Annotated in this window: 25 protein-coding genes; all 25 read right to left on the bottom strand. The window is 38.5% G+C overall.

Annotation, left to right across the window (positions count from 1 at the left end; translation table 11 throughout):
- Positions 1–324: 324 nt before the first annotated feature.
- Positions 325–714: a hypothetical protein gene (locus ACQKOG_RS13665; RefSeq protein ID WP_370078443.1), complete on the bottom strand. Its 390-nt coding sequence runs from the start codon at positions 712–714 to the stop codon at positions 325–327.
- 107 nt (positions 715–821) lie between these two features.
- Positions 822–1,205, bottom strand: a complete 384-nt coding sequence (locus ACQKOG_RS13670) for a hypothetical protein (RefSeq protein ID WP_370078445.1) — start codon at positions 1,203–1,205, stop codon at positions 822–824.
- 213 nt (positions 1,206–1,418) lie between these two features.
- A complete protein-coding gene (fabZ, locus tag ACQKOG_RS13675) occupies positions 1,419–1,862 on the bottom strand; it encodes a 3-hydroxyacyl-ACP dehydratase FabZ (RefSeq protein ID WP_132360390.1) in 444 nt (147 codons plus the stop codon).
- Positions 1,863–1,998: 136 nt separating this feature from the next.
- The gene (locus ACQKOG_RS13680) at positions 1,999–2,283 is read right to left on the bottom strand and encodes a DNA-directed RNA polymerase subunit beta (RefSeq protein ID WP_370078449.1); all 285 of its coding nucleotides are present in this window, start codon (positions 2,281–2,283) and stop codon (positions 1,999–2,001) included.
- A 47-nt stretch (positions 2,284–2,330) separates the two neighbouring features.
- Positions 2,331–3,170 (bottom strand): flagellar hook-basal body protein, encoded by an 840-nt coding sequence (locus ACQKOG_RS13685; protein ID WP_387083852.1) that lies wholly within the window; start codon positions 3,168–3,170, stop codon positions 2,331–2,333.
- A 24-nt stretch (positions 3,171–3,194) separates the two neighbouring features.
- Entirely contained in the window at positions 3,195–4,028 is an 834-nt protein-coding gene (locus tag ACQKOG_RS13690) for a flagellar hook-basal body protein (protein ID WP_370078453.1), read from the bottom strand.
- Positions 4,029–4,049: 21 nt separating this feature from the next.
- Positions 4,050–5,045 (bottom strand): rod shape-determining protein, encoded by a 996-nt coding sequence (locus ACQKOG_RS13695; RefSeq protein ID WP_053484433.1) that lies wholly within the window; start codon positions 5,043–5,045, stop codon positions 4,050–4,052.
- A 484-nt stretch (positions 5,046–5,529) separates the two neighbouring features.
- The gene (locus tag ACQKOG_RS13700; protein ID WP_049668034.1) at positions 5,530–5,790 is read right to left on the bottom strand and encodes a sporulation transcriptional regulator SpoIIID; all 261 of its coding nucleotides are present in this window, start codon (positions 5,788–5,790) and stop codon (positions 5,530–5,532) included.
- A 356-nt stretch (positions 5,791–6,146) separates the two neighbouring features.
- A complete protein-coding gene (locus ACQKOG_RS13705; RefSeq protein ID WP_370078457.1) occupies positions 6,147–6,503 on the bottom strand; it encodes a DUF4879 domain-containing protein in 357 nt (118 codons plus the stop codon).
- A gap of 76 nt (positions 6,504–6,579) precedes the next feature.
- Entirely contained in the window at positions 6,580–6,882 is a 303-nt protein-coding gene (locus ACQKOG_RS13710) for a hypothetical protein (protein ID WP_370078459.1), read from the bottom strand.
- Between the two features lie 428 nt (positions 6,883–7,310).
- A complete protein-coding gene (locus ACQKOG_RS13715) occupies positions 7,311–7,979 on the bottom strand; it encodes a peptidoglycan DD-metalloendopeptidase family protein (RefSeq protein ID WP_402872114.1) in 669 nt (222 codons plus the stop codon).
- Between the two features lie 37 nt (positions 7,980–8,016).
- Positions 8,017–8,937, bottom strand: a complete 921-nt coding sequence (gene spoIID / locus ACQKOG_RS13720; RefSeq protein ID WP_370078463.1) for a stage II sporulation protein D — start codon at positions 8,935–8,937, stop codon at positions 8,017–8,019.
- A 205-nt stretch (positions 8,938–9,142) separates the two neighbouring features.
- Positions 9,143–10,456, bottom strand: coding sequence for a UDP-N-acetylglucosamine 1-carboxyvinyltransferase (gene murA, locus ACQKOG_RS13725; protein ID WP_370078465.1), 1,314 nt, complete (start codon positions 10,454–10,456; stop codon positions 9,143–9,145).
- A gap of 500 nt (positions 10,457–10,956) precedes the next feature.
- Positions 10,957–11,196, bottom strand: a complete 240-nt coding sequence (locus ACQKOG_RS13730; RefSeq protein ID WP_370078467.1) for a DUF1146 family protein — start codon at positions 11,194–11,196, stop codon at positions 10,957–10,959.
- Between the two features lie 97 nt (positions 11,197–11,293).
- Positions 11,294–11,701 (bottom strand): F0F1 ATP synthase subunit epsilon, encoded by a 408-nt coding sequence (locus ACQKOG_RS13735; RefSeq protein ID WP_370078469.1) that lies wholly within the window; start codon positions 11,699–11,701, stop codon positions 11,294–11,296.
- A gap of 24 nt (positions 11,702–11,725) precedes the next feature.
- Positions 11,726–13,141, bottom strand: coding sequence for a F0F1 ATP synthase subunit beta (atpD, locus tag ACQKOG_RS13740; protein WP_079559414.1), 1,416 nt, complete (start codon positions 13,139–13,141; stop codon positions 11,726–11,728).
- Between the two features lie 49 nt (positions 13,142–13,190).
- Complete coding sequence (gene atpG, locus ACQKOG_RS13745; protein ID WP_370078471.1) at positions 13,191–14,048, bottom strand: ATP synthase F1 subunit gamma; 858 nt, start codon at positions 14,046–14,048, stop codon at positions 13,191–13,193.
- 47 nt (positions 14,049–14,095) lie between these two features.
- The gene (gene atpA, locus ACQKOG_RS13750) at positions 14,096–15,604 is read right to left on the bottom strand and encodes a F0F1 ATP synthase subunit alpha (RefSeq protein WP_053596444.1); all 1,509 of its coding nucleotides are present in this window, start codon (positions 15,602–15,604) and stop codon (positions 14,096–14,098) included.
- 28 nt (positions 15,605–15,632) lie between these two features.
- Positions 15,633–16,169, bottom strand: coding sequence for a F0F1 ATP synthase subunit delta (locus ACQKOG_RS13755; protein ID WP_370078473.1), 537 nt, complete (start codon positions 16,167–16,169; stop codon positions 15,633–15,635).
- Positions 16,166–16,687 (bottom strand): F0F1 ATP synthase subunit B, encoded by a 522-nt coding sequence (atpF, locus tag ACQKOG_RS13760; protein ID WP_370078475.1) that lies wholly within the window; start codon positions 16,685–16,687, stop codon positions 16,166–16,168. The genes ACQKOG_RS13755 and atpF overlap by 4 nt, the downstream gene beginning before the upstream one ends.
- Positions 16,688–16,860: 173 nt before the next feature.
- Positions 16,861–17,085, bottom strand: a complete 225-nt coding sequence (atpE, locus tag ACQKOG_RS13765; RefSeq protein ID WP_132360362.1) for a F0F1 ATP synthase subunit C — start codon at positions 17,083–17,085, stop codon at positions 16,861–16,863.
- A 67-nt stretch (positions 17,086–17,152) separates the two neighbouring features.
- Positions 17,153–17,875 (bottom strand): F0F1 ATP synthase subunit A, encoded by a 723-nt coding sequence (gene atpB / locus ACQKOG_RS13770; RefSeq protein ID WP_370078477.1) that lies wholly within the window; start codon positions 17,873–17,875, stop codon positions 17,153–17,155.
- A gap of 36 nt (positions 17,876–17,911) precedes the next feature.
- The gene (locus tag ACQKOG_RS13775; RefSeq protein ID WP_249075151.1) at positions 17,912–18,283 is read right to left on the bottom strand and encodes an ATP synthase subunit I; all 372 of its coding nucleotides are present in this window, start codon (positions 18,281–18,283) and stop codon (positions 17,912–17,914) included.
- Between the two features lie 518 nt (positions 18,284–18,801).
- Positions 18,802–19,923: a non-hydrolyzing UDP-N-acetylglucosamine 2-epimerase gene (gene wecB / locus ACQKOG_RS13780; protein WP_402872102.1), complete on the bottom strand. Its 1,122-nt coding sequence runs from the start codon at positions 19,921–19,923 to the stop codon at positions 18,802–18,804.
- Between the two features lie 422 nt (positions 19,924–20,345).
- On the bottom strand, positions 20,346–20,975 hold the full coding sequence (gene upp / locus ACQKOG_RS13785; RefSeq protein ID WP_370078481.1) for a uracil phosphoribosyltransferase: 630 nt from the start codon (positions 20,973–20,975) through the stop codon (positions 20,346–20,348).
- Between the last annotated feature and the right edge of the window lie 21 nt (positions 20,976–20,996).

The following is a 20,996-nucleotide window of genomic DNA, read 5'->3' on the forward strand; positions in this document are numbered from 1 at the left end:
GCGGGTATTTCCATCTTGCCCGCGAGTATTCGCTCTCTTCGCGGGTATTCACTTCTCTTCCGCGAGTATTCGCTTCTCTTCCGCGAGTATTTCACTTCTCTTCGCGAGTATTCACTCCTCTTCCGCGAGTATTCACTTCTCTCCGCGGGTATTCACTCTCTCTTCGCGGTGTTCACTTCTCTTCGCGAGTATTCACTTCTCCCCCGCGAGTATTCACTTCTCTCCCGCAAATATTGCGGATATTGCCCTCTTCCATTCGCGTATTTTCTCCCACACGAAAACGAAAAAAGAGTGTTCCATTAGTTAGGAACACTCTTTTTTATATTATCGCGTTACTTTCTCTTCGACGATTTTTTCTTTAACAACGCCGTTTGCATTTGGTACGGTGTTTGTACCATTTAAATCAGCATTTGTTCCTGGCGTTGTAGTAGTTCCTGGTACTGTTGTTGTACCTGGTGTTGTAGTTCTTGGTGTAGTAGTACCTGGTGCTGTAGCTTCAGGAAGAACAGTGTTACGGTTAACACCATTTACGTCACGATTGTAAACGTCATTTCTTCGAGACGGCTCTACAACGTCTTCTACTTTCTCAACACCTCTGCGAACGTCGTGTTTAACATTCTCCGCTGGTCTTGTTTCAACAGCTCTGTTTCCCCAGTTACAACCTCCAAGGAATAAAGCAGCAAGAATAATTGCCAAAAATGACATTCTCCACATAGAAAAATCCTCCTTTCTCGATGCTATGTCAACAAATACAATGTGTGTATTTGTGATCCTACATAGATTGCCCGGGAAAGGAGGGAACTATCCGATTTTTGTACAAACTATTTTTGTTTTTCTTTTAATAGGTGTTCAACGTATGCTGCTTCTGCTTTACAGTTGAAGCTATAGTTTGTACCTAGCTCTTTTTGCATGGCCTCGATTGTTTCAATTTGCTTAGCTGTTGGTTCTTCATTTAAAATTTTTGCAATTACTTCATCAATTTTTTGCGCCATCTCTTCATGGAATTCAGTACTCATCAAAACATCTGCTGGGATTTTTTCGATCCATGCGGCATTTACTTGAAAATAAGTTTGCCAGCTAGCAATAAAGTCTTCCATAGAAAAACGCTCTTCTTTCCAATCAATACTTGCTAAGTATGATTCAAAAGATGTTGAAATCGAACGCGTAATGCTAATTTTAACCCCTGAAGACAATTCCTTATACATCTATATAATCCTCCTACGTTTTAAAAACAAAACTAAAATTACATGTATTTCAATTCACAATCACTATACGCCATTGCATTTTTATAAAACATTTCAATCCGTGATATCTTTAACTGCATTCATGTCACTGAAAGTAATAAACTATTAAAAGGATTAACAGTAAAGACATTATTCGACATCATTATTTTATATCTTTAAGCCTATAATTGCAAATTAAGCCTGTTTTGGTTGCTCTGGCCCAATAGCGAATAAAATATCCGCTTCACATACTAATTCTCCATCGACTGTGGCCACACCGTGACCTTTGCCCATTGCTCCACGCAGTTTCACGAACTCTACCTCTAATCGAAGTTGATCTCCCGGTACTACTTGACGCTTGAAACGACAATTATCAATACCCGTCAAGAAAGCTAAACGACCTTTGAATTCATCTGCGTTTAATAACGCTACACCACCAACTTGTGCTAGCGCCTCTACTATTAAAACCCCAGGCATTACTGGGTAGCCAGGGAAATGCCCATTAAAAAAGTCTTCGTTCATAGAGACATTTTTTAAACCAACTGCACGCTTGCCTTCTTCTAATTCAACGATACGATCAACGAATAAAAAAGGATAACGATGCGGTAAAATTGCTTGAATTTGTTCTGCTGTTAACATTTTCTTTTCCCCCTTAATATCTATTTCGCCTTGGCGTAATTGCATCCGCCAGAGGCTATATCTTCATTTAGTAGGTGTTGGACACTTACTGAATGAAGATATTTTATGTAAACACAAAGTATGGTAAAGAATAATTTTATTCTTTACCATTCATAATATCAAATATATGCTGCCATGTTTCTGGTTTGAAAACGTCCATGGCTTTACCTTGTCCAATTACACTATAGCCAAACATTGCACCTACAACTGCGGCAATAACAACTAAGATGATAATAAGTACAACGCGAAGCCAAATCGGAATCAGCCGTATTTGCACCCAGCGAACCTCTCGTTGCTCTCCATTTGAGCCGTGTTCCTTCTCTTCTGGTGGCGTATCGGTTTCTTTTGTTTGCATAGAACCTCGACTTGAATCGTTTGTCATAGATTGTACTCCTCTTCATTACTTACTAAACAGTAATAACGGATTTACTATCGAATACCATTAATGAGCCCAAGCATTTGGTCTGCTAAAGTTACAGCTCTTGCATTGAATTGATAAGAACGCTGCGTCTGAATTAAATCCGTCATTTCCTTTGAAAGATCTACATTCGACATTTCTAGCGAACCGCTCTGCATGCCAATTTGCTGACGATTTGCTCCTTGTAATTCAGTGACAACTTCAGCTTGTGTATATCCAAGCTGCGCTAAGTTATTCGGCAATCCAACATAGGAGCCAGAGATTTTCTCCATTAGCTGTGGCTTTTGGAACTCTGTCACTGCTAAATCAGTACGAATAATATCTCCATTTGGATAGGATGCCTCTAATACGCCCCCATTACTAATAGCAAAACTTTTTACATTATCCGGTAATGTAATAGCTTGTCCTGCTGAGTTTGCCAATGGATATCCATCTGCAGTTACAACCATTACTGTTCCATTATTTAATGGTGATAAATAAAAGTCACCTTGACGAGTATACACTGTTTTTGTGCCATTTTCACCTTCTGGCATCAAAACATTGAAATATTGCTTTGGTTTAGTAAAAGCTAAATCAAGATCGCGATTTGTTGTTTGTAAAGAGCCTTGCTTTTGATTTGATTGGATTTGTCCAAGCATTGCACCTGAGCCATAACGGATACCAACAGGTGATTGTCGGTCAGCACGGTCTTGCTTATCATTATTAAATTGCTGATACAGCAGTTCATTAAATGTAGCTTCTTGCGTTTTATAACCGACTGTATTGCTATTGGCAATGTTATTACTAATAGTATCTAGTTTATTTTGTAATTGCCCCATCGTGTTTGTTGCTGTCATCATTGTACGTAGCATGTTCAAACGCCTCCAGTTTGCCTATTATACTTTCCCGATTTCATTTGCAGCCTTTTCCATACTGCGATCGTAAGCCTGTAACACTTTTTGATTAGCTTCGAAAGCGCGATATGCTGTCATTAAATCAGTCATTGTACGACTAGAGTCTACGTTTGAGCCCTCTAGATAATTTTGACTCAGTGTAAAGGCTACGCCATTGGCACCGTAAGCTGTCGGTAAGTTCTGACCATTTTCTGTTCGCATTAAGCCATTATCCTGTTTACTTAGCATGTTCGGATTCGCTGAAAATGATACTCCAACACGAGCTACTTGCTGATTATTAACATAAATTGCTCCGTTCTCATCTAGGCGGAAATCATCATTCGGTAGCTGGATACGCTGACCTCTGTCTGATAGCACATACAGTCCCTGTGGATTTACTAAATAGCCTTGGCCATCTAATGTAAAATTCCCGTTACGTGTATATGCTTCGCCCCCATCTGGATGTGCTAAACGGAAGAAAATAGATCCAGAAGTACCATCTTCATTTTGCGGTAAGTTTCCATCAATCAAAGCCATATCTGTTGTGAAATCAGTGCTATAGATTTGGCCTTGTATGTAATTTGGTAATGTTTCTTGCATATAAATCCCTGTATTTAATGCGCCAACTTGGCTCATATATTGAGAGCCTGCTTGCTGGTTAGCAGGTGCATTCGTTTTTCCTACACTTGACATGAGCATGTCAGGAAATGAGCGGATTGTTGATTGGTCTGCTTTAAATCCTGGTGTATTAGCATTTGATAAATTGTTGGTAAGTAATTCTGTTCGTCTTTGTTGTGCAATCATACCAGTTGCAACTGTATAAAACCCTTTAAACAAAGGAATCACCTCATTATGTTTTTATAAGGATGCGGGCACTCGATCAATGTTTTCAAGCATAATGCCTGTACCAATTGCTACACAATCCATAGGTTGCTCTGCAATGAACACAGGTACTTTTAGCTCTTCGATTAATAGCTGGTCCATACCATGTAATAATGCACCACCGCCAGTAATAATGACCCCACGATCAATTATATCAGCCGATAACTCTGGTGGTGTTTTTTCTAAAACATTTTTTGCAGATTGGACGATCATAGCAACCGATTCATGTAATGCACGTTCAATTTCTTCTGAGTGAATCGTTATTGTACGTGGTAAACCTGTCACCATGTCTCGACCACGAATGTCCATTGAATCGTTTCGGCTACCTTTAAACACTGTACCGATAGTAATTTTTATGGCTTCTGCAGTACGTTCACCAATTAGCAATTTATATTCTTTTTTAATATATTGTAAAATATCATTATCAAAAATATCTCCTGCCACTTTAATGGACTCACTCGTTACAATATCACCCATTGATAGGACTGCAATATCTGTTGTCCCGCCGCCAATATCAACTACCATATTGCCACTAGGTTGGAATATGTCCATGCCTGCTCCAATAGCTGCCACTTTTGGTTCTTCTTCTAAGTATACTTTTTTTCCACCTGATTTTTCAGCAGCTTCACGAATAGCTTTTTGTTCAACACTAGTAATGTTTGTTGGACAGCAAATTAAAATACGTGGTTTAGCTAAAAATCCTTTGACGTTTAATTTGTTGATGAAATGTTTTAGCATCGCTTCTGTAACGTCAAAATCTGCAATGACACCATCTCGTAGTGGTCGAATTGCAGTAATATTGCCTGGTGTACGCCCTACCATTTGGCGAGCCTCTTCTCCCACCGCTAATACTTTATTTGTTTTTTTATCAATCGCCACAACTGATGGTTCATTTAAGACGATTCCTTTACCTTTAACGTGGATTAATACGTTCGCAGTTCCTAAGTCAATGCCAATATCTTTCGAAAACATATTTTATAATTTCTCCTTCCCGCCATTTCCAACTATATAACGTTCATTTTTATCTGTTTATCTAGAATATTTTATCATATCGAACTGGTAATTACACCTAATTTTAGTTAACTGAACTGCATTCTTTCAATTATATGAACACTTATTGAAAAGAAGAAATCGTTTCAACATTTTTTTGACTCATCGCCTAACGTGGGGTTGATTTCCGTTCCGACTGGGTACTTTCCTGGGGGTTCGAGGCAACAGGTGTTTTTTGTGCGAAAGCGTAGCGTCAGCAACAACAGCAGGATGTTGATCACGAAGGTGTTATCACAGGACGTAATGCTTTTAGCCTTCGTTCCCCGACACGCTTCAGGGTCCCATCTGTTACGCTGATCTCCAAGGAGTCACCAAGTCTTCACTACTAATATACATGTAACAATGTTATCCCAATTTTGTGCTGAGTCTGTAAGGAAGCTTGTCCTTTGCATCAAAAAAGAACGAATCAATCTTGACTCGTTCTTTCCTTCCACTTGTTTTTCGTTGCCTCTCCTCCACGAATATGACGTACGGCCTTATGGTAGGCGAGTATTTCCTTTACTTGCTCAGCTAATCCTTCATGAATTGTTGGCAGTCGCTCTGTTAAATCTTTGTGCACCGTACTTTTTGAATAACCTGTCATTTTCGCGAGGACACGCACAGTTTCACGCGTCTCAATCAATAATTCACCGAGGCGTATGCAGCGCTTCCGAATGTGCTCGTGCACGTTCTTCGTCCTTTCCACACAATTTCACAAATGGCATCAGATGCACGTCTGCGCATTTCTTCACCTTATGTGAGGACAAAGCTGTTCAGAACACATTTTACATTTTCACGATAAAATACCGATTTTTTATGCATTCTTCATCCGCCACGTTTTACCTTCTCCCTCCAGTTACCACCAAACCAAAAAAGAGCAGCACTCGCTACTCTTTTTTTCCAACAATATCAAGAACCTTCATCTTACTTTGATAACCAATTAAATTACCATACTTATATTGTATTCCCTGAAAATTCGCTGAAGTGTTTTGATAATTAAATGTACCACTAGCATCCCACCATATATACCATCCATCAACTATATTATCGCCATCTAAGTCTTATAGACTCTCTCATATATTCTTTCAAATTAAGACCATTAAATTTAGCATATCTAATGTGGCCATATCCTAGTTCCACTGTAACTATATAAAGTTCGTTCCCTCCATGATCATAAACCGAAGACAACTGACTTGGGCTAAAATATTCATAAGTAGCGTAAACTTCTAAATAATTCAACGATGGAGCTGAAGCTCTGATTCCCAAATTTACTTCTTCTTGTTTTTGTAATTCTTCCTCAGTCAAATCAATATATTGTGCACTTGGGTACTCGACTTTAATGTTTTCTAAAAGCTGATTCTTCAGGAATTCATTTTTAATTTCATTTGAATGCTTTAGCATCTGTCCCCGTAAGCAACATTGAAATGGACAATATACCTAGAACTGCTGTTGTAAAAATTTTTTTCATACTTTTTTATTATGCTTCAGAAAATCCTATCCCAAAGCTAACTAATAATAAAAATATAGTCAAAATTACAAAACATAGACTATTGACAAAGACACTTAAAATTATAATATTTGTTTTTTTAGTTCTAATCCCCATCACCATTGAAACAATAAATCCAATATCTATTAATGCGAATAGCCATAAACAAATAGTTAGGTATGGTTCATTCACGAAACGACTAATAAAGAAAACTGCAAAAGTAGCTATGACTAATATAAGCGTAAAGATTATTGGCCTCGATTCTTTGCGAATATCTTGAAGATCACTTTCCATCAAAATCACCTCTCTGTATCTTTCATAACTGATTATCTTATATTTTTTTGCTATACAAATTTATTCAAACCCAAGAACTTGAGCAGATAACTGTTGTATCGATTAATCCTGTGTGAATATACTATTCGTAATGTTATGAAAACAACTTATACCCTCTTTTCCGAGCCGTGTTTTCGCTGGTCTTAAGCATTCATAGAATTCTTTTTTCGAAAAAATTCAGTATTAAATAAGAGGAGAAAACGATATCGTGTAAAATACAATTATCCCTCCTCAATTTTAGTTATCCTGTAAAATATCGACAAAATAGTGATATCATTTAACTAAATGATATAAATTTCGAAAAATATGATGTAACACTAACAAAAAAAATGTTAGACCTATTATATCTAGGTCTAACATTTTTCTTTTTGTCCTAGCATTGAAATAAATTAAAAGGCTAGTAATTTTTTCGGATTAATATATTTTCCGTTTTCTAGTACTTCAAAATGCAAGCTAACACCAGCTGTTTGGTTCCACTCATTGTCAGTTGCTTTTCCAAGTACTTGACCTTGAGTTACCTCATCGCCTTCCTTGACAGCAATGTCTTTTACAGAGCTATAATGTGTTTCCTTACCATCTGCATGCTCGATAACAATTTTATTGCCTGTAAATGCATCAAGTTTTACTTGTTTTACTTTACCACTAAGAGCAGCAAGTACTTCAAATTCTTCACCATTCATAGAAAGAGTAATACCGGAAGATGTCGTAAATGTTTGATTAAATACCATTAGTGCTTTTTCACGCGACTCTGCATTAGCTTCTACTTCATAAAACTCTTGCGAAACTTGCATCTTACTAAGATTCGCCTCTTTGAACGGGTACTTCATTGTTTCTGTTTTTGCATTTGTTTCAACTACAGGACCTGAATCTACTTCTGCTACGTTTGGTGACGGAGCTTCTTCTACTTTGGATACAAGACTATTGTAACCAAGTAGCAAACCTGCTAGCATTAGAGCCCCACCAGCGTAAACTGCTGGCCAAAACCATGGTTTCTTCTGTAATTGAACTTTTTCATCTTGTTGATTTTGAGAAGTTTTACTATTTTTATCCTCTCTCATTTTCATCACCTCTAGTTGCAGTGTGAACAACTAGAAGTTATTTTAAACATGCGTCTATCTTTTTTATTTCAATATCTTGATAATAATAGTGTAAAATTTCGTCAGCAGTTTTCCCATCACTTGCCATAGCCTCTGCTCCATATTGACTCATTCCTACCCCATGCCCGTATCCTTTCGTACTCACTTGTACTTTTCCAGCGGCAGAATTATAGGCAATTTTAAAATCCGTTGATGATATTTCTAAAAGTGTTCGCACTTCTCGTCCTGACCATACATTCTTACCTAACTGCATGCGCTCAACACGTCCTGAATCATTTACAAAAAACTGTACACGGTTGAAGTCACTTACCTGCCATTTAACAGGCCAAAGCGCATTCCATTCAGCTAATGTCCATTCTTTCATCGCTGAAAACTTTGGTGATGATAGATCCGAATTACTCGCAACACTTTGTAAATAAGGGACATCATTGCCACTAAAATCGTAGGCACTTTCTGTTTTCCCATTGCTCGTAGAATGAAACATTGCCGTAATTAATTCATTATTATATAGAAGAACTTGTCCTTTCGTTTCGTTAATAGCCTCGACAATTTTCTTTTCATTCCCCGGGAAATTGCTAGTCCAATTCGCTTTTCTTTGCTCCTTATTGTAAAAAACTTGTCTAGCAACAGTAGGAGCGATAGCTATTTTACCGTAATTTGTCGATTTCAACGCGTATGTCCTTGCTGCAATAGCTTGTGCCTTTAAAGCTTCTTTTTTAAATGAAACAGGCATTTCTGCAGCTACCACACCAGTTACGTAAGTTTCTAAAGGGATTTTCTCTTGTTGTCCCTCCACTTCTATGAATATTTCACAAGCTTGCTCTGTTGTTGCAGGCGAATTCTTAACCGTAAGTCTTTCACCAAATGCCACAGGAAGCATATATAATGCTCCAATCAAACAAATTATGCCTATACTCATTATCCATTTTTTCATAAGGAATAATATGCTAGAATTCTTGAAAATATGTGGACGTTGGCGAGGTAAGCAGAAGGTAATTGTTCCGATACAAACAAAAATCAATCCGAAAAATCTTAGAATCGTTCCGATAAAACTGAACGAATGTAGCAAAGCGCTTAACGAAGAAAAAACCCTCTGCTCGTAAGCAAAGGGTTTATAAATTTATTTAGTTTGTTGGTAATTCAACAGTTGCTTTTTCTTTAATGATAACTTCCTCAACTGGTACGCGTTCAATTTGTGCGCCAAGTGAAGCTAGCTTGCCATGGAAATCAACATAACCGCGATCTAAATGATGAAGCTTTGTCACTCTAGTCACACCTTCAGATACAAGGCCTGCTAAAATTAGTGCAGCCGCAGCTCGTAAATCAGTCGCCATTACTTCAGCACCCTGAAGATTTACAGGCCCTTCGATAAACACAGAACGTCCTTCTATTTTAGCACCGGCATTCATGCGACGGAACTCCTCAACATGCATAAAACGATTTTCAAATACCGTTTCCGTAATAATACTCGTACCTTCAGCAGTTAACATTAATGCCATCATTTGAGATTGCATATCTGTCGGGAAGCCTGGATGTGGCATAGTTTTAATATCAACAGCTTTTAATGTTTTAGGAGCACGTACACGGATTCCTTCATCTAGCTCAGTTATTTCTACACCCATTTCACGCATCTTTGCGATTAATGCTGTCATATGTTCAGGAACAGCATTTTCAATCGTTACATCCCCTTTTGTAATTGCTGCTGCAACCATAAATGTACCAGCTTCAATACGGTCAGGAATAATATGATGTTCTGTTCCATATAATGTATCGACTCCTTCGATACGAATCGTATTCGTACCTGCACCGATGACACGACCACCCATACTATTAATGAAGTTTGCAAGATCTACAATTTCAGGTTCTTTTGCAGCATTTTCAATTACAGTTGTTCCTTGCGCTAAGGCTGCAGCTGTCATAATATTTTCAGTTGCCCCAACGCTAGGGAAGTCCAAATACACGTTTGCGCCTTTTAAACGTCCTTCTGCCTTCGCCTCTACATATCCATGGCCAAAAGAAATTTTTGCTCCCATAGCTTCAAAGCCCTTTAAATGTAACTCAATTGGACGGGAACCGATTGCACAGCCCCCTGGTAAAGCAACACGAGCATAGCCATTTCGAGCAAGTAAGGAACCCATCACTAAAATTGATGCACGCATTTTACTGACAAATTCAAATTGAGCTTCACTAGAAAGTTCTTTTGTTGTATCTATATATACTGTATTATCCTCAGGTATATATGTAACTGCCGCATTTAGACTTTTAAGTACTTCATTTATAGTAAAGACATCTGCTAAGTTAGGGACTTCTTTAATTACATTTTCTCCTTTAGAAGCAAGTAAAGCCGCTGCTAGGATTGGTAACACCGCATTTTTTGCGCCCTCTACGCGCACTTTTCCCTGTAGCTTTTGGCCGCCAGTCACTATTATTTTTTCCACCCTATGTCCCTCCGAATTCAATCTAATAATCTATCAAAATTTTATTTTAAAAAGAAGTATAATGTCATAATCAGTAAACAAACAACTCTATAGTACAACTTTTCTTACGCTCGTTCAAGCATCCAAATCACTATTTTACGTCATTTATTGATATTTTGCTATTTATTTATTGTACGCATGATTTTTTTTTTTGTGAATGACCAATAACACGGAAGAAAAGCGTTAATTTCTAATATCTACCCAAAGATTTGTGAACAAAAACCAAATCTAATGGATTTATATCAATTATTCCAAGGAATAATTGCGTCCGAATTCATCTCATCACCTTAAGAGATGGGAGAATTCTGTACCTGTCGCTACGTTGCTTTCAGTACAAAAGACATCCGTTAAAAAAAGTTAAACTAATATTTACATATTTCAAAGGACCGCATAAATTATGTTATAAAGCCCTGTGAAATATGTAGTTCAATTACTAACGTAAAGATAGTAATAAGGGGCTATTAAAATAAATACGGAAGCTTCCCTGACCAGTTTGAAATTTGCAGAAAGAAATTAGAAACGGCTGATCCTATCGCAATACTTAATAAAATATAAATTAATTGGATTTGAAAAACTTTATTCTTCTTAAAGATTTTTTCTAGTATAAACGCTTGTAGTGCATAAAAAGTAATAGCGATAAAAAATATATGCGATAAAATCCCTATTAAAGCTTCCTGCCCTATTGCCTCATATATTTCCATGTCGGTTCCTCCATATTAATTCCTTTAGCGATACGTTCAAACGGTAGCATAATGTTAAAAAACGGACAGATGTTGAATCTGCCCGTTAAAATTTGAATTAGATATTACCCTCATGAACGTTGATACGATTCAACGCACGTTTTAATGCTAGGTCAGCACGTTTGAAATCAATGTTATCTTGTTTATCTTGAAGACGACCTTCAGCACGTTTAACGGCTTCTTTAGCACGTTTAACATCGATGCTTTCAGCAATTTCAGCAGATGGCGCTAAAATTGAGATTTTTTCAGGGCGAACTTCAATGAAACCACCGCTTAAGGCAACTAGTTCAGTTGAACCGTCTTCTTTTTTAAGCTTCACTGCACCAATTGCAAGTGGAGCAACCATAGGAATATGGCCTGCAAGAACACCGATTTCACCTGAAGTTGTTTTAGCGATTACCATTGATACTTCAGAATCGTATACTGGGCCGTCGGGAGTGACAATATTGACTAGAACTGTCTTCATATTTTTTCCTCCTCGTCCCTAGTATTAAACCTCTACGCCCATGCTTTTCGCTTTTTCAACTACTTCATCAATAGATCCAACTAGACGGAAAGCATCTTCTGGTAGATGATCCCATTTGCCATCAAGGATTTCCTTGAATGAGCGAACAGTTTCTTTGACAGGTACATAAGAACCTTTTTGACCAGTAAATTGTTCCGCAACGTGGAAGTTTTGAGATAAGAAGAATTGAATACGACGAGCACGTTCTACTGTTTGTTTATCTTCATCAGATAATTCATCCATACCTAAGATAGCAATGATATCTTGTAATTCACGGTAACGTTGGATTGTACGTTGTACACCAGTAGCAATTGCGTAGTGCTCAGCGCCTACGATTTCTGGTGATAAAGCACGAGAAGTCGAAGCTAATGGGTCAACCGCAGGGTAGATACCCATTTCTGATAATTTACGCTCAAGGTTAGTAGTCGCATCTAAGTGGGCGAAAGTTGTAGCTGGAGCCGGGTCAGTATAGTCATCGGCTGGTACATAGATCGCTTGAATAGAAGTTACAGAACCTTTGTTAGTAGATGTGATACGTTCTTGTAATTTACCCATTTCAGTTGCAAGTGTTGGTTGGTAACCTACCGCAGAAGGCATACGACCTAATAGGGCAGAAACCTCAGAACCTGCTTGTGTGAAACGGAAGATATTGTCGATGAATAAAAGTACGTCAGCACCTTGCTCATCACGGAAGTATTCTGCCATTGTAAGACCAGTTAAAGCTACACGCATACGTGCACCTGGTGGCTCGTTCATTTGACCGAATACCATCGCTGTTTGCTTGATAACGCCTGAATCGCTCATCTCGAAGAATAAGTCGTTCCCTTCACGAGTACGCTCACCTACACCAGCGAATACAGAGATACCTGAGTGCTCTTGTGCGATGTTGTTGATTAATTCTTGGATTAATACAGTTTTACCTACACCGGCACCACCGAATAGACCGATTTTACCACCTTTGATATATGGTGCTAATAAGTCTACTACTTTGATACCTGTTTCAAGAATTTCAACTGTAGTTGAAAGTTCATCGAAAGATGGTGCTTCGCGGTGAATTGAATCACGACGAACGTCAGCTGGAATCTCTTCACCTAAGTCGATTACTTCTCCAAGTACGTTGAATACACGACCTAAAGTAACTTCACCAACTGGTACTGAGATAGCTTTTCCTGAGTCTGTTACTTCTGCTCCACGTTGTAAGCCATCAGTAGATGACATTGCAATTGTACGAACAGAATCATCACCTAAATGAAGAGCAACTTCTAATGCAAGAATTGTTGGTTCTTCATTAGGACGTTCAATCTTAACTGTTAATGAGTTATAGATTGCTGGTAATTGGCCATTGTTAAATTTTACGTCAACAACTGGACCCATTACTTGAATAACATGTCCTTTATTCATTACTGTGTATCCTCCTATCGTATTCTTATACGACATTGGGAAGCTGGGCCTATTCTAAGGCTGCAGCTCCACCAACGATTTCTGTAATTTCTTGTGTAATCGCCGCTTGACGTGCACGGTTATATTGCAATGAAAGGTCTGAAATAAGATCAGATGCGTTATCAGTTGCATTTTTCATAGCCGTCATACGAGAAGCATGTTCACTTGCTTTTCCATCTAATAATGCGCCGTAAACTAAGCTTTCCGCGTATTGTGGAAGTAATACTTCTAGAATTGCTTCACCAGATGGCTCGAATTCGTAAGAAGCATTACTGCTAGCAGGTGCAAGATCCGTTAATGGAAGAAGTTTTTTCTCTGTCACTTCGCTAGCAATAGCGCTGACAAAGTGATTGTAGTACATATAAAGTTCATCATACGTACCATCAGTGAACATACCAACAGCTTTACGAGCGATTTCTTTAATATCAGCAAATGTTGGTTGGTCCGGAAGACCGATAACATCGCTGATGACATTATGATCACGTTTCACAAAGTAGTCACGAACAACACGACCTACTGCTAAAATAACGTATTCGTCTTTTGATTTATGACGCTCGTCAATTGTACGTTGTACTTGACGTAGGATACTTGAGTTGTAAGCACCTGCAAGCCCACGGTCAGAACCAATGACTAAGTAAGCTGTTTTCTTAACAGGACGAGCAGTTAACATTGGATGTCCACTGTCTTTTGTTCCTGAAGCGATTGCGCCTACTACGTCCTGGATTTTTTCCATGTAAGGAACGTACGCTTTAGCATTTTGCTCTGCACGACGTAACTTGGAAGAAGAAACCATCTGCATCGCTTTCGTAATTTGTTTCGTACTCTTTGTAGAATTAATACGACCTTTTATTTCGCGTAAGTTTACCACTGGTATTTCACCACCTTTTGTTTTTTAATCAAGTGACTAGCTCGAACTTATTCTGATTTAGCGAAAGTTTTTTTGAACTCAGTTAAAGCTGCTACGTAATCCGCATCAGGAGCAAGTTCTTTTGTAGTACGAACGTGATCTAAAACGTTTGTGTGGTTTGTTTCTAACCAGCTTAAGAATTCACCTTCAAAGCGAACGATATCTTGTACTGGAATATCATCTAAGTGACCTTTAGTTAATGCATAAAGGATAGCAACTTGCTTTTCAACTTTAAGTGGTTTGTTTAGGTCTTGTTTAAGCACTTCAACCGTACGTTTACCACGCTCAAGTTTAGCAAGTGTGATTTTATCTAAATCTGAACCGAATTGAGCAAATGATTCAAGCTCACGGAATGCAGCTAAGTCAAGACGTAGAGTACCCGCAACTTTTTTCATCGCTTTAATTTGAGCAGATCCACCTACACGTGATACAGAAAGACCGGCGTTAATCGCTGGACGTACACCTGAGTTGAATAAGTCAGATTGTAAGAAAATTTGTCCATCAGTAATTGAGATTACGTTAGTTGGGATGTATGCAGAGATATCCCCAGCTTGTGTCTCAACGAATGGAAGAGCTGTAATAGAACCATTTTGATATGTTTCATTTAACTTCGCAGCACGTTCAAGTAAGCGGCTGTGTAAGTAGAACACGTCACCAGGGTATGCTTCACGACCTGGAGGACGGCGTAGAAGAAGTGAAAGTTCACGGTAAGCTGATGCTTGTTTAGAAAGATCATCATACACGATTAATACGTGCTTACCTTGTAACATGAATTCTTCTGCCATAGAAACACCAGCAAATGGTGCTAAGTATAGTAATGGAGCTGGTTGAGACGCAGCAGCAGTTACAACGATTGTATAATCTAATGCACCGTGCTTACGTAACGTTTCAACTACACCACGTACAGTTGATTCTTTTTGACCGATAGCAACATAGATACAAATCATATTTTCACCAGTTTGGTTTAAGATTGTATCGATTGCTACTGATGTTTTACCAGTTTGACGGTCACCGATGATTAACTCACGTTGACCACGACCGATTGGTACTAAAGCGTCAATCGCTTTGATACCAGTTTGTAGTGGTTCGTGTACTGATTTACGAGCCATTACACCGAAAGCTGGACTTTCGATTGGACGAGATTTTGTTGTGTTGATTGGACCTTGTCCATCCACTGGTTGACCAAGTGGGTTTACAACACGGCCAATTAGTTCTTCACCAACTGGTACTTCCATGATACGACCTGTACGACGAACTTCATCGCCTTCTTTGATGTCAGCGTATGGACCTAAGATTACGATACCAACGTTACCTTCTTCTAGGTTTTGAGCCATACCCATAACACCGTTAGAGAACTCTAGAAGTTCTCCAGCCATGGCGTTGTCGAGGCCATGAGCAAGAGCGATACCGTCACCAATACGGATAACTGTACCAACTTCGCTTACTTTAAGTTCAGATTCATAATTCTCAATCTGTTGTTTAATCAGACTGCTGATTTCTTCAGCCTTGATGCCCATGTATGTCACCTCTCACATTTCTAAATTATTAACCGATTAATTCACGTTTTAGGCGCTCAAGCTTGTTCGCTACTGAGCTATCATAAATATGATTACCGATTTGAACACGAATACCACCAAGAAGCGATGGATCAATTTCGTTTGTAATGTTTAATGATTGTTTCCCTACAAGTTTCGCAAATGTTGTAGAAATATTAGCGCTTTCTTCAGCAGAAAGTGCACGTGTAGAGAATACTGTTGCATCTGCAGTACCTTGTGCCTGTGCAGCAAGCTCAGCATATGCGTTCGCAATAAGCTTCACTTCGTTTACACGTTTTTTCTCAACAAGTAGTTGAACTGTGTGTAAAACATCTGGAGTTGCACCTGCAAAGATTTCAGCTACCATTTGTTTCTTACGTTCGATAGAGAACTTAGGAGCATTTAAAAGTGTTAAAAAATCAGGAGATTCTTTGACTACTTTTGTTAGCTCGTTTAAGTCTGCTCCAACTTCAGCAAGAATGTTTTTTTGTTGCGCTAATTCAAAAAGCGCTTGTGCGTAACGTTTTGCTACAGTTGAATTACTCATCGAGCTTCCCCTGCCTTCGCAATCGTCTCTTCAATTAGAGCACGGTTGTCTGCCTCAGAAATCTCTTTGCTAAGGACTTTAGATGCTGCAAGTACAGATAATGAAACGACTTCATCACGTACAGCTGCAATAGCTTTTTCTTTTTCAGACTCAATTTCACGTAAAGCCGATTCTTTTAAGCGGTTTGCTTCATTGCGAGCTGCAGTAAGAATTTCTTCTTTTTGCACTTCGCCTTGCTTCTTAGCGCCTTCAACAATCGATTGTGCTTCCGTACGAGCTTCTTTAAGAAGGCTCTTTTGTTCTTCTAAATATTGATGCGAATCTTTGCGCGCTTTTTCAGCTGCTTCGATTTCACTAGCTACTAATTCTTCACGTTGTTGCATGATGCCCATAAGTGGACCCCAAGCGAACTTTTTAAGTAATAGCATTAGTAATAAGAAGATAACTAATGTTGCGGCGATATCACCACTATTGAAACCAGGACTAGCATTGCCTAGTACAAGATTATCTAAAAACACGATTGTTTCACTCCCTTCAAGAGCTTTGACTTCAACATAATAAATTAATTACTTGAAAAACTACCTATTTTAAAAAGCTATATTTACACATAGCTTTTATCAGTTCCAAAATGAATGGCGAAGTTTCATCTGGAGATTCCTGCTTCGCCACTAGAATTCAGTGTACAACTGAATTATTTGTTCATTACGATGAATGCGATTACTACTGCGATGATTGGTAGGGCTTCAACTAATGCAACCCCGATGAACATTGTAGTTTGAAGAACGCCACGAGCTTCTGGTTGACGAGCGATACCTTCTACTGTTTTTGAAACGATAAGACCGTTACCGATACCTGCACCAAGTGCACCTAAACCGATTGCGATTGCTGCTGCTAATAAACCTAATGAACCTGTCATTTGAAAATTTCCTCCTTGGAATTGTTTGTTTTTTTTTTGGGTTCAAGCATAAGGTGTATGCTTTATATTAATGGTCATCGCTCACTTTATGAGCCATGTAAACCATTGTTAACATTGTGAAGATAAAGGCTTGGATAAAGCCGATGAAAATTGAGAAACCTTGCCATGCCATCATTGGAACAATTGCTCCGATGAATCCAACAGCACCAGATGATGCTAAACCTGCGATTAAGCCAAGTAGAATCTCACCTGCATAAATGTTACCGTAAAGACGAAGACCTAATGTTAAAGTGTTCGCAAATTCTTCAACGATTTTTAGCGGGAACATGAATGACATTGGTTTGAAGAATGTACCAACATAATGGCCTGTCCCCTTCATTTTAATACCATAGAAATGTGTTAAGGCTAAAATCATTGCTGCAAGCGTCATTGTAACAGTTGGGTCAGCTGTAGGAGATTTCCACCAAAGTTCGCCGTTATAGGCGATCGAGAATGGAAGACCTAATAAGTTAGATACAGCGATAAACATAATTAGTGTGATACCTAATACGTGGAATCGCCCACCAGTTTTCCAGTCCATATTGCTTTTTATGATGTTCTTTACGAAATCCATAATCCATTCCATAAAGTTTTGCATACCTGTAGGTTTTAACTTTAGGCTTCTAGTTGAAATAAAAGCGATTAAGAAAACGATTACGGCCGCAACTAGTAACATCATAACAGTTGAAAGGTTGAACGTTAGCTTGAACAAACCAAAATCAACTACTTTTAATGGAGCTTCATGATTCATTGTTATTTTTCACCTCTCTTTCTAATTTAAAGCACATTAGCGGTTCCTTACATGTGACACTATTCTCTCGACAAAGAGAAAAACGTACGGAATCATTAGCCCTATGACCGTGCTAATTAAGTGAAAATAGTTTGGCAACGAAATGGCTAAAGCGACTGCCGCTACACCTGATGCAAAGCGAAGCGCTGTACCAAGTGAGCCTACTTTCTTCCCTTCACTAATGGATCGATCAAACTTCTCCATACGGCGAACTAAAATCCAAAAATTATACGTACCAAAGAATGCACCGATTGCGATGCCTGCAAAAACCGTCTGATAGGGTGTAAATCCCCAGCCTAATGCACAGAGTGCGAGCAAAAAAAATAACGCTCTCTTCTGCACAGCAAAAATGTGATGCAAATCTAGCATTGGTTTATAATCTCCTGAATCATTTTTTCGAGTAAAGAAACGTTTGCTGACCACTATGTGAAATCAGAAAAGAGCAGTGAAAAACACTACTCACAGCGGAATAGTAACGGGAGAGCGTTAATTTGAAATTACAGGTGTAAATCCCAAAAAATATCTTACACCCCGAAACGCACAAAACGTTGCAAATCGACAGTTTTTGGTTTGAACTGTCAATTTAGTAGAAACTTGATGTAACAAGTGTTTCAACCTATATTTACGATTAGAAACCCTTATCATTATTACCCTTTGTAAGCATACAATAGGAGATATTTGAAGTCAATTAGTAAAGGAGAAAAACTTCACAGCCACTATACTCTTGTCAAATTGTTGACAAATTTGTGTATGAAAATTCATAGCTTCAAAATCATGGTTCACGTTTGTGCAAAAAAAAGCTAATTTACGACGCATATATGCTCGTAAATTAGCCCACCCATCACAATTAGTACATTAGGCTCATTTTTTGTTTTAAAAAGGGGATATTACTTGCTTTTTTGTAAAAATCCTAGAAGGGTCTTCACAATACGTTCAGAAGCATGTCCATCACCATAAGGGTTTGATGCTTTTGCCATTGCTTCATAGGCATTTTCATCTTCTATTAATTGCTTAGCTAAAGAGTAGATTGTTTCTTCTTCTGTTCCTGCTAGCTTAAGAGTCCCTGCTGCAATACCTTCTGGACGCTCTGTTGTATCTCTAAGTACTAAAACTGGTTTACCTAATGAAGGGGCTTCTTCTTGAACGCCACCAGAATCAGTTAAAATCATATAAGAATTAGCCGCAAAATTATGGAAATCGAAGACCTCAAGAGGTTCAATTAAATGTACACGCTTATGATCTCCTAAAATTTCATTCGCTATTTCTCTTACAGCTGGGTTCATATGAACTGGATAAACAACTTGTACATCCTCATGCTCTGCTAAAATTCTAGTAATTGCTCTAAACATATGACGCATAGGCTCACCTAGATTTTCACGACGATGTGCTGTTAATAGAATCATACGATCTGACCCTATTTTTTCTAACACAGGGTGTGTGTAATGTTCACTTACTGTTGTAGCTAATGCGTCGATAGCTGTGTTACCCGTAACAAAAATAGTGTCAGGATTTTTATTTTCATCTAAAAGGTTTTTCTTTGATACTTCCGTTGGTGCGAAATGAAGGTCAGCCATAACACCTGTTAACTGGCGGTTCATTTCCTCTGGGTATGGTGAATACTTATTCCAAGTTCGAAGACCTGCTTCTACATGCCCGATTGCAATTTGGTTATAAAATGCAGCTAGACTTGCAATGAAAGTTGTTGCTGTATCGCCATGTACTAAAACAATATCCGGTTTCGCTTCTTTCATGACTTTGTCTAAGCCTTGTAATGCATTAGTCGTCACATCAATTAATGTTTGACGATCCTTCATAATATTTAAATCGTAGTCTGGTGTAATTTTAAATGTTTCTAAAACTTGGTCGAGCATTTGGCGATGTTGTGCTGTTACCGTCACAACCGATTCTATTTGCTCAGGATACTTTTGTAATTCCAATACAAGTGGAGCCATTTTGATAGCCTCTGGTCTCGTACCGAAAATCGTCATTACTTTCCATTTTTTCGTCAAAACGATTTGCACCGTCCTTTGTTTTATTTGTATGAAAAGTGGTTACCCCCATTGATCGTCATCATATGAAGCAAGTGTCGAACTTCAAGAGAAGTAATTCGCCTAACATACTATGAAACGTCCTTCAATATTGAAGGACGCTCCCAAAAATTTTAAGTTTCCTAAAAATTACATACTAAATCTATTTTTCATTGGCTTATCATCATAACGTGAGGTTGATTTCCGTTCCGACTGGGCGCTTTCCTGGGGGCGTCCGATGAGCCGCTTCGCTTCGCTGCAGGGTCTCATCTGTAACGCTGATCCCCGAGGAGTCGCCCAGTCTCCACTCCAATCAACTTATCATCATGATATACGTTTTAACAAAATGTCATCCCTATTTTCCGTTGGTGAATTTTGTTAATACCATTGAATATTGTTCAGTATTATTTTGTACCGAATAGGCGGTCGCCTGCATCACCTAAACCAGGGACAATGTAGCCATGGTCATTTAGTTTTTCATCAAGTGCAGCAATATAAATATCTACATCTGGATGTTGTTCTTGAATTTCTTTTACACCCTCTGGCGCAGCGATTAAGCACATAAATTTAATGCTTTTCGCACCACGTTTTTTCAGTGAGTTGATCGCTTCCACTGCTGATCCACCTGTTGCAAGCATTGGGTCTACAATGATGAAATCACGTTCTTCAACATCTGCAGGAAGTTTTGCATAGTATTCTACAGGTTTTAAAGTTTCTGGATCACGATAAAGACCGATATGACCAACTTTAGCAGCTGGAATTAGATTTAATACGCCATCTACCATGCCAATACCTGCACGTAAAATCGGTACAATCGCAATTTTCTTACCAGAAAGTACTTTTGTTTTAGCAACTGTAACAGGTGTCTCAATTTCAATTTCCTCTACTGGCATATCACGTGTAATTTCGAATGCCATTAATGTTGCAACTTCGTCTACTAGCTCACGAAATTCTTTTGTTCCTGTTTTCTTATCACGAATATAAGTTAACTTGTGTTGGATTAGTGGATGATCAAATACGTATACTTTGCTCAAAGGGATTCTCTCCTAACCGTT

Origin of the sequence: Lysinibacillus sp. NPDC093216 (assembly GCF_050280325.1) — a bacterium.
Lineage (GTDB): Bacteria > Bacillota > Bacilli > Bacillales_A > Planococcaceae > Lysinibacillus.

What these genes read in the sequence shown, in the direction of transcription:
- ACQKOG_RS13695 (WP_053484433.1), bottom strand. Translation starts at nt 5,045, where the DNA reads ATGTTTTCGAAAGATATTGGCATTGACTTAGGAACTGCGAACGTATTA.
- fabZ (WP_132360390.1), bottom strand. Translation starts at nt 1,862, where the DNA reads ATGTTAACAGCAGAACAAATTCAAGCAATTTTACCGCATCGTTATCCT.
- spoIID (WP_370078463.1), bottom strand. Translation starts at nt 8,937, where the DNA reads ATGAGTATAGGCATAATTTGTTTGATTGGAGCATTATATATGCTTCCT.
- ACQKOG_RS13730 (WP_370078467.1), bottom strand. Translation starts at nt 11,196, where the DNA reads ATGGAAATATATGAGGCAATAGGGCAGGAAGCTTTAATAGGGATTTTA.
- ACQKOG_RS13665 (WP_370078443.1), bottom strand. Translation starts at nt 714, where the DNA reads ATGTGGAGAATGTCATTTTTGGCAATTATTCTTGCTGCTTTATTCCTT.
- atpD (WP_079559414.1), bottom strand. Translation starts at nt 13,141, where the DNA reads ATGAATAAAGGACATGTTATTCAAGTAATGGGTCCAGTTGTTGACGTA.
- ACQKOG_RS13705 (WP_370078457.1), bottom strand. Translation starts at nt 6,503, where the DNA reads ATGCTAAAGCATTCAAATGAAATTAAAAATGAATTCCTGAAGAATCAG.
- ACQKOG_RS13670 (WP_370078445.1), bottom strand. Translation starts at nt 1,205, where the DNA reads ATGTATAAGGAATTGTCTTCAGGGGTTAAAATTAGCATTACGCGTTCG.
- ACQKOG_RS13755 (WP_370078473.1), bottom strand. Translation starts at nt 16,169, where the DNA reads ATGAGTAATTCAACTGTAGCAAAACGTTACGCACAAGCGCTTTTTGAA.
- ACQKOG_RS13680 (WP_370078449.1), bottom strand. Translation starts at nt 2,283, where the DNA reads ATGACAAACGATTCAAGTCGAGGTTCTATGCAAACAAAAGAAACCGAT.
- ACQKOG_RS13775 (WP_249075151.1), bottom strand. Translation starts at nt 18,283, where the DNA reads ATGCTAGATTTGCATCACATTTTTGCTGTGCAGAAGAGAGCGTTATTT.
- ACQKOG_RS13685 (WP_387083852.1), bottom strand. Translation starts at nt 3,170, where the DNA reads ATGCTACGTACAATGATGACAGCAACAAACACGATGGGGCAATTACAA.
- ACQKOG_RS13715 (WP_402872114.1), bottom strand. Translation starts at nt 7,979, where the DNA reads ATGAGAGAGGATAAAAATAGTAAAACTTCTCAAAATCAACAAGATGAA.
- ACQKOG_RS13735 (WP_370078469.1), bottom strand. Translation starts at nt 11,701, where the DNA reads ATGAAGACAGTTCTAGTCAATATTGTCACTCCCGACGGCCCAGTATAC.
- atpE (WP_132360362.1), bottom strand. Translation starts at nt 17,085, where the DNA reads ATGACAGGTTCATTAGGTTTATTAGCAGCAGCAATCGCAATCGGTTTA.
- atpB (WP_370078477.1), bottom strand. Translation starts at nt 17,875, where the DNA reads ATGAATCATGAAGCTCCATTAAAAGTAGTTGATTTTGGTTTGTTCAAG.
- atpA (WP_053596444.1), bottom strand. Translation starts at nt 15,604, where the DNA reads ATGGGCATCAAGGCTGAAGAAATCAGCAGTCTGATTAAACAACAGATT.
- ACQKOG_RS13710 (WP_370078459.1), bottom strand. Translation starts at nt 6,882, where the DNA reads ATGGAAAGTGATCTTCAAGATATTCGCAAAGAATCGAGGCCAATAATC.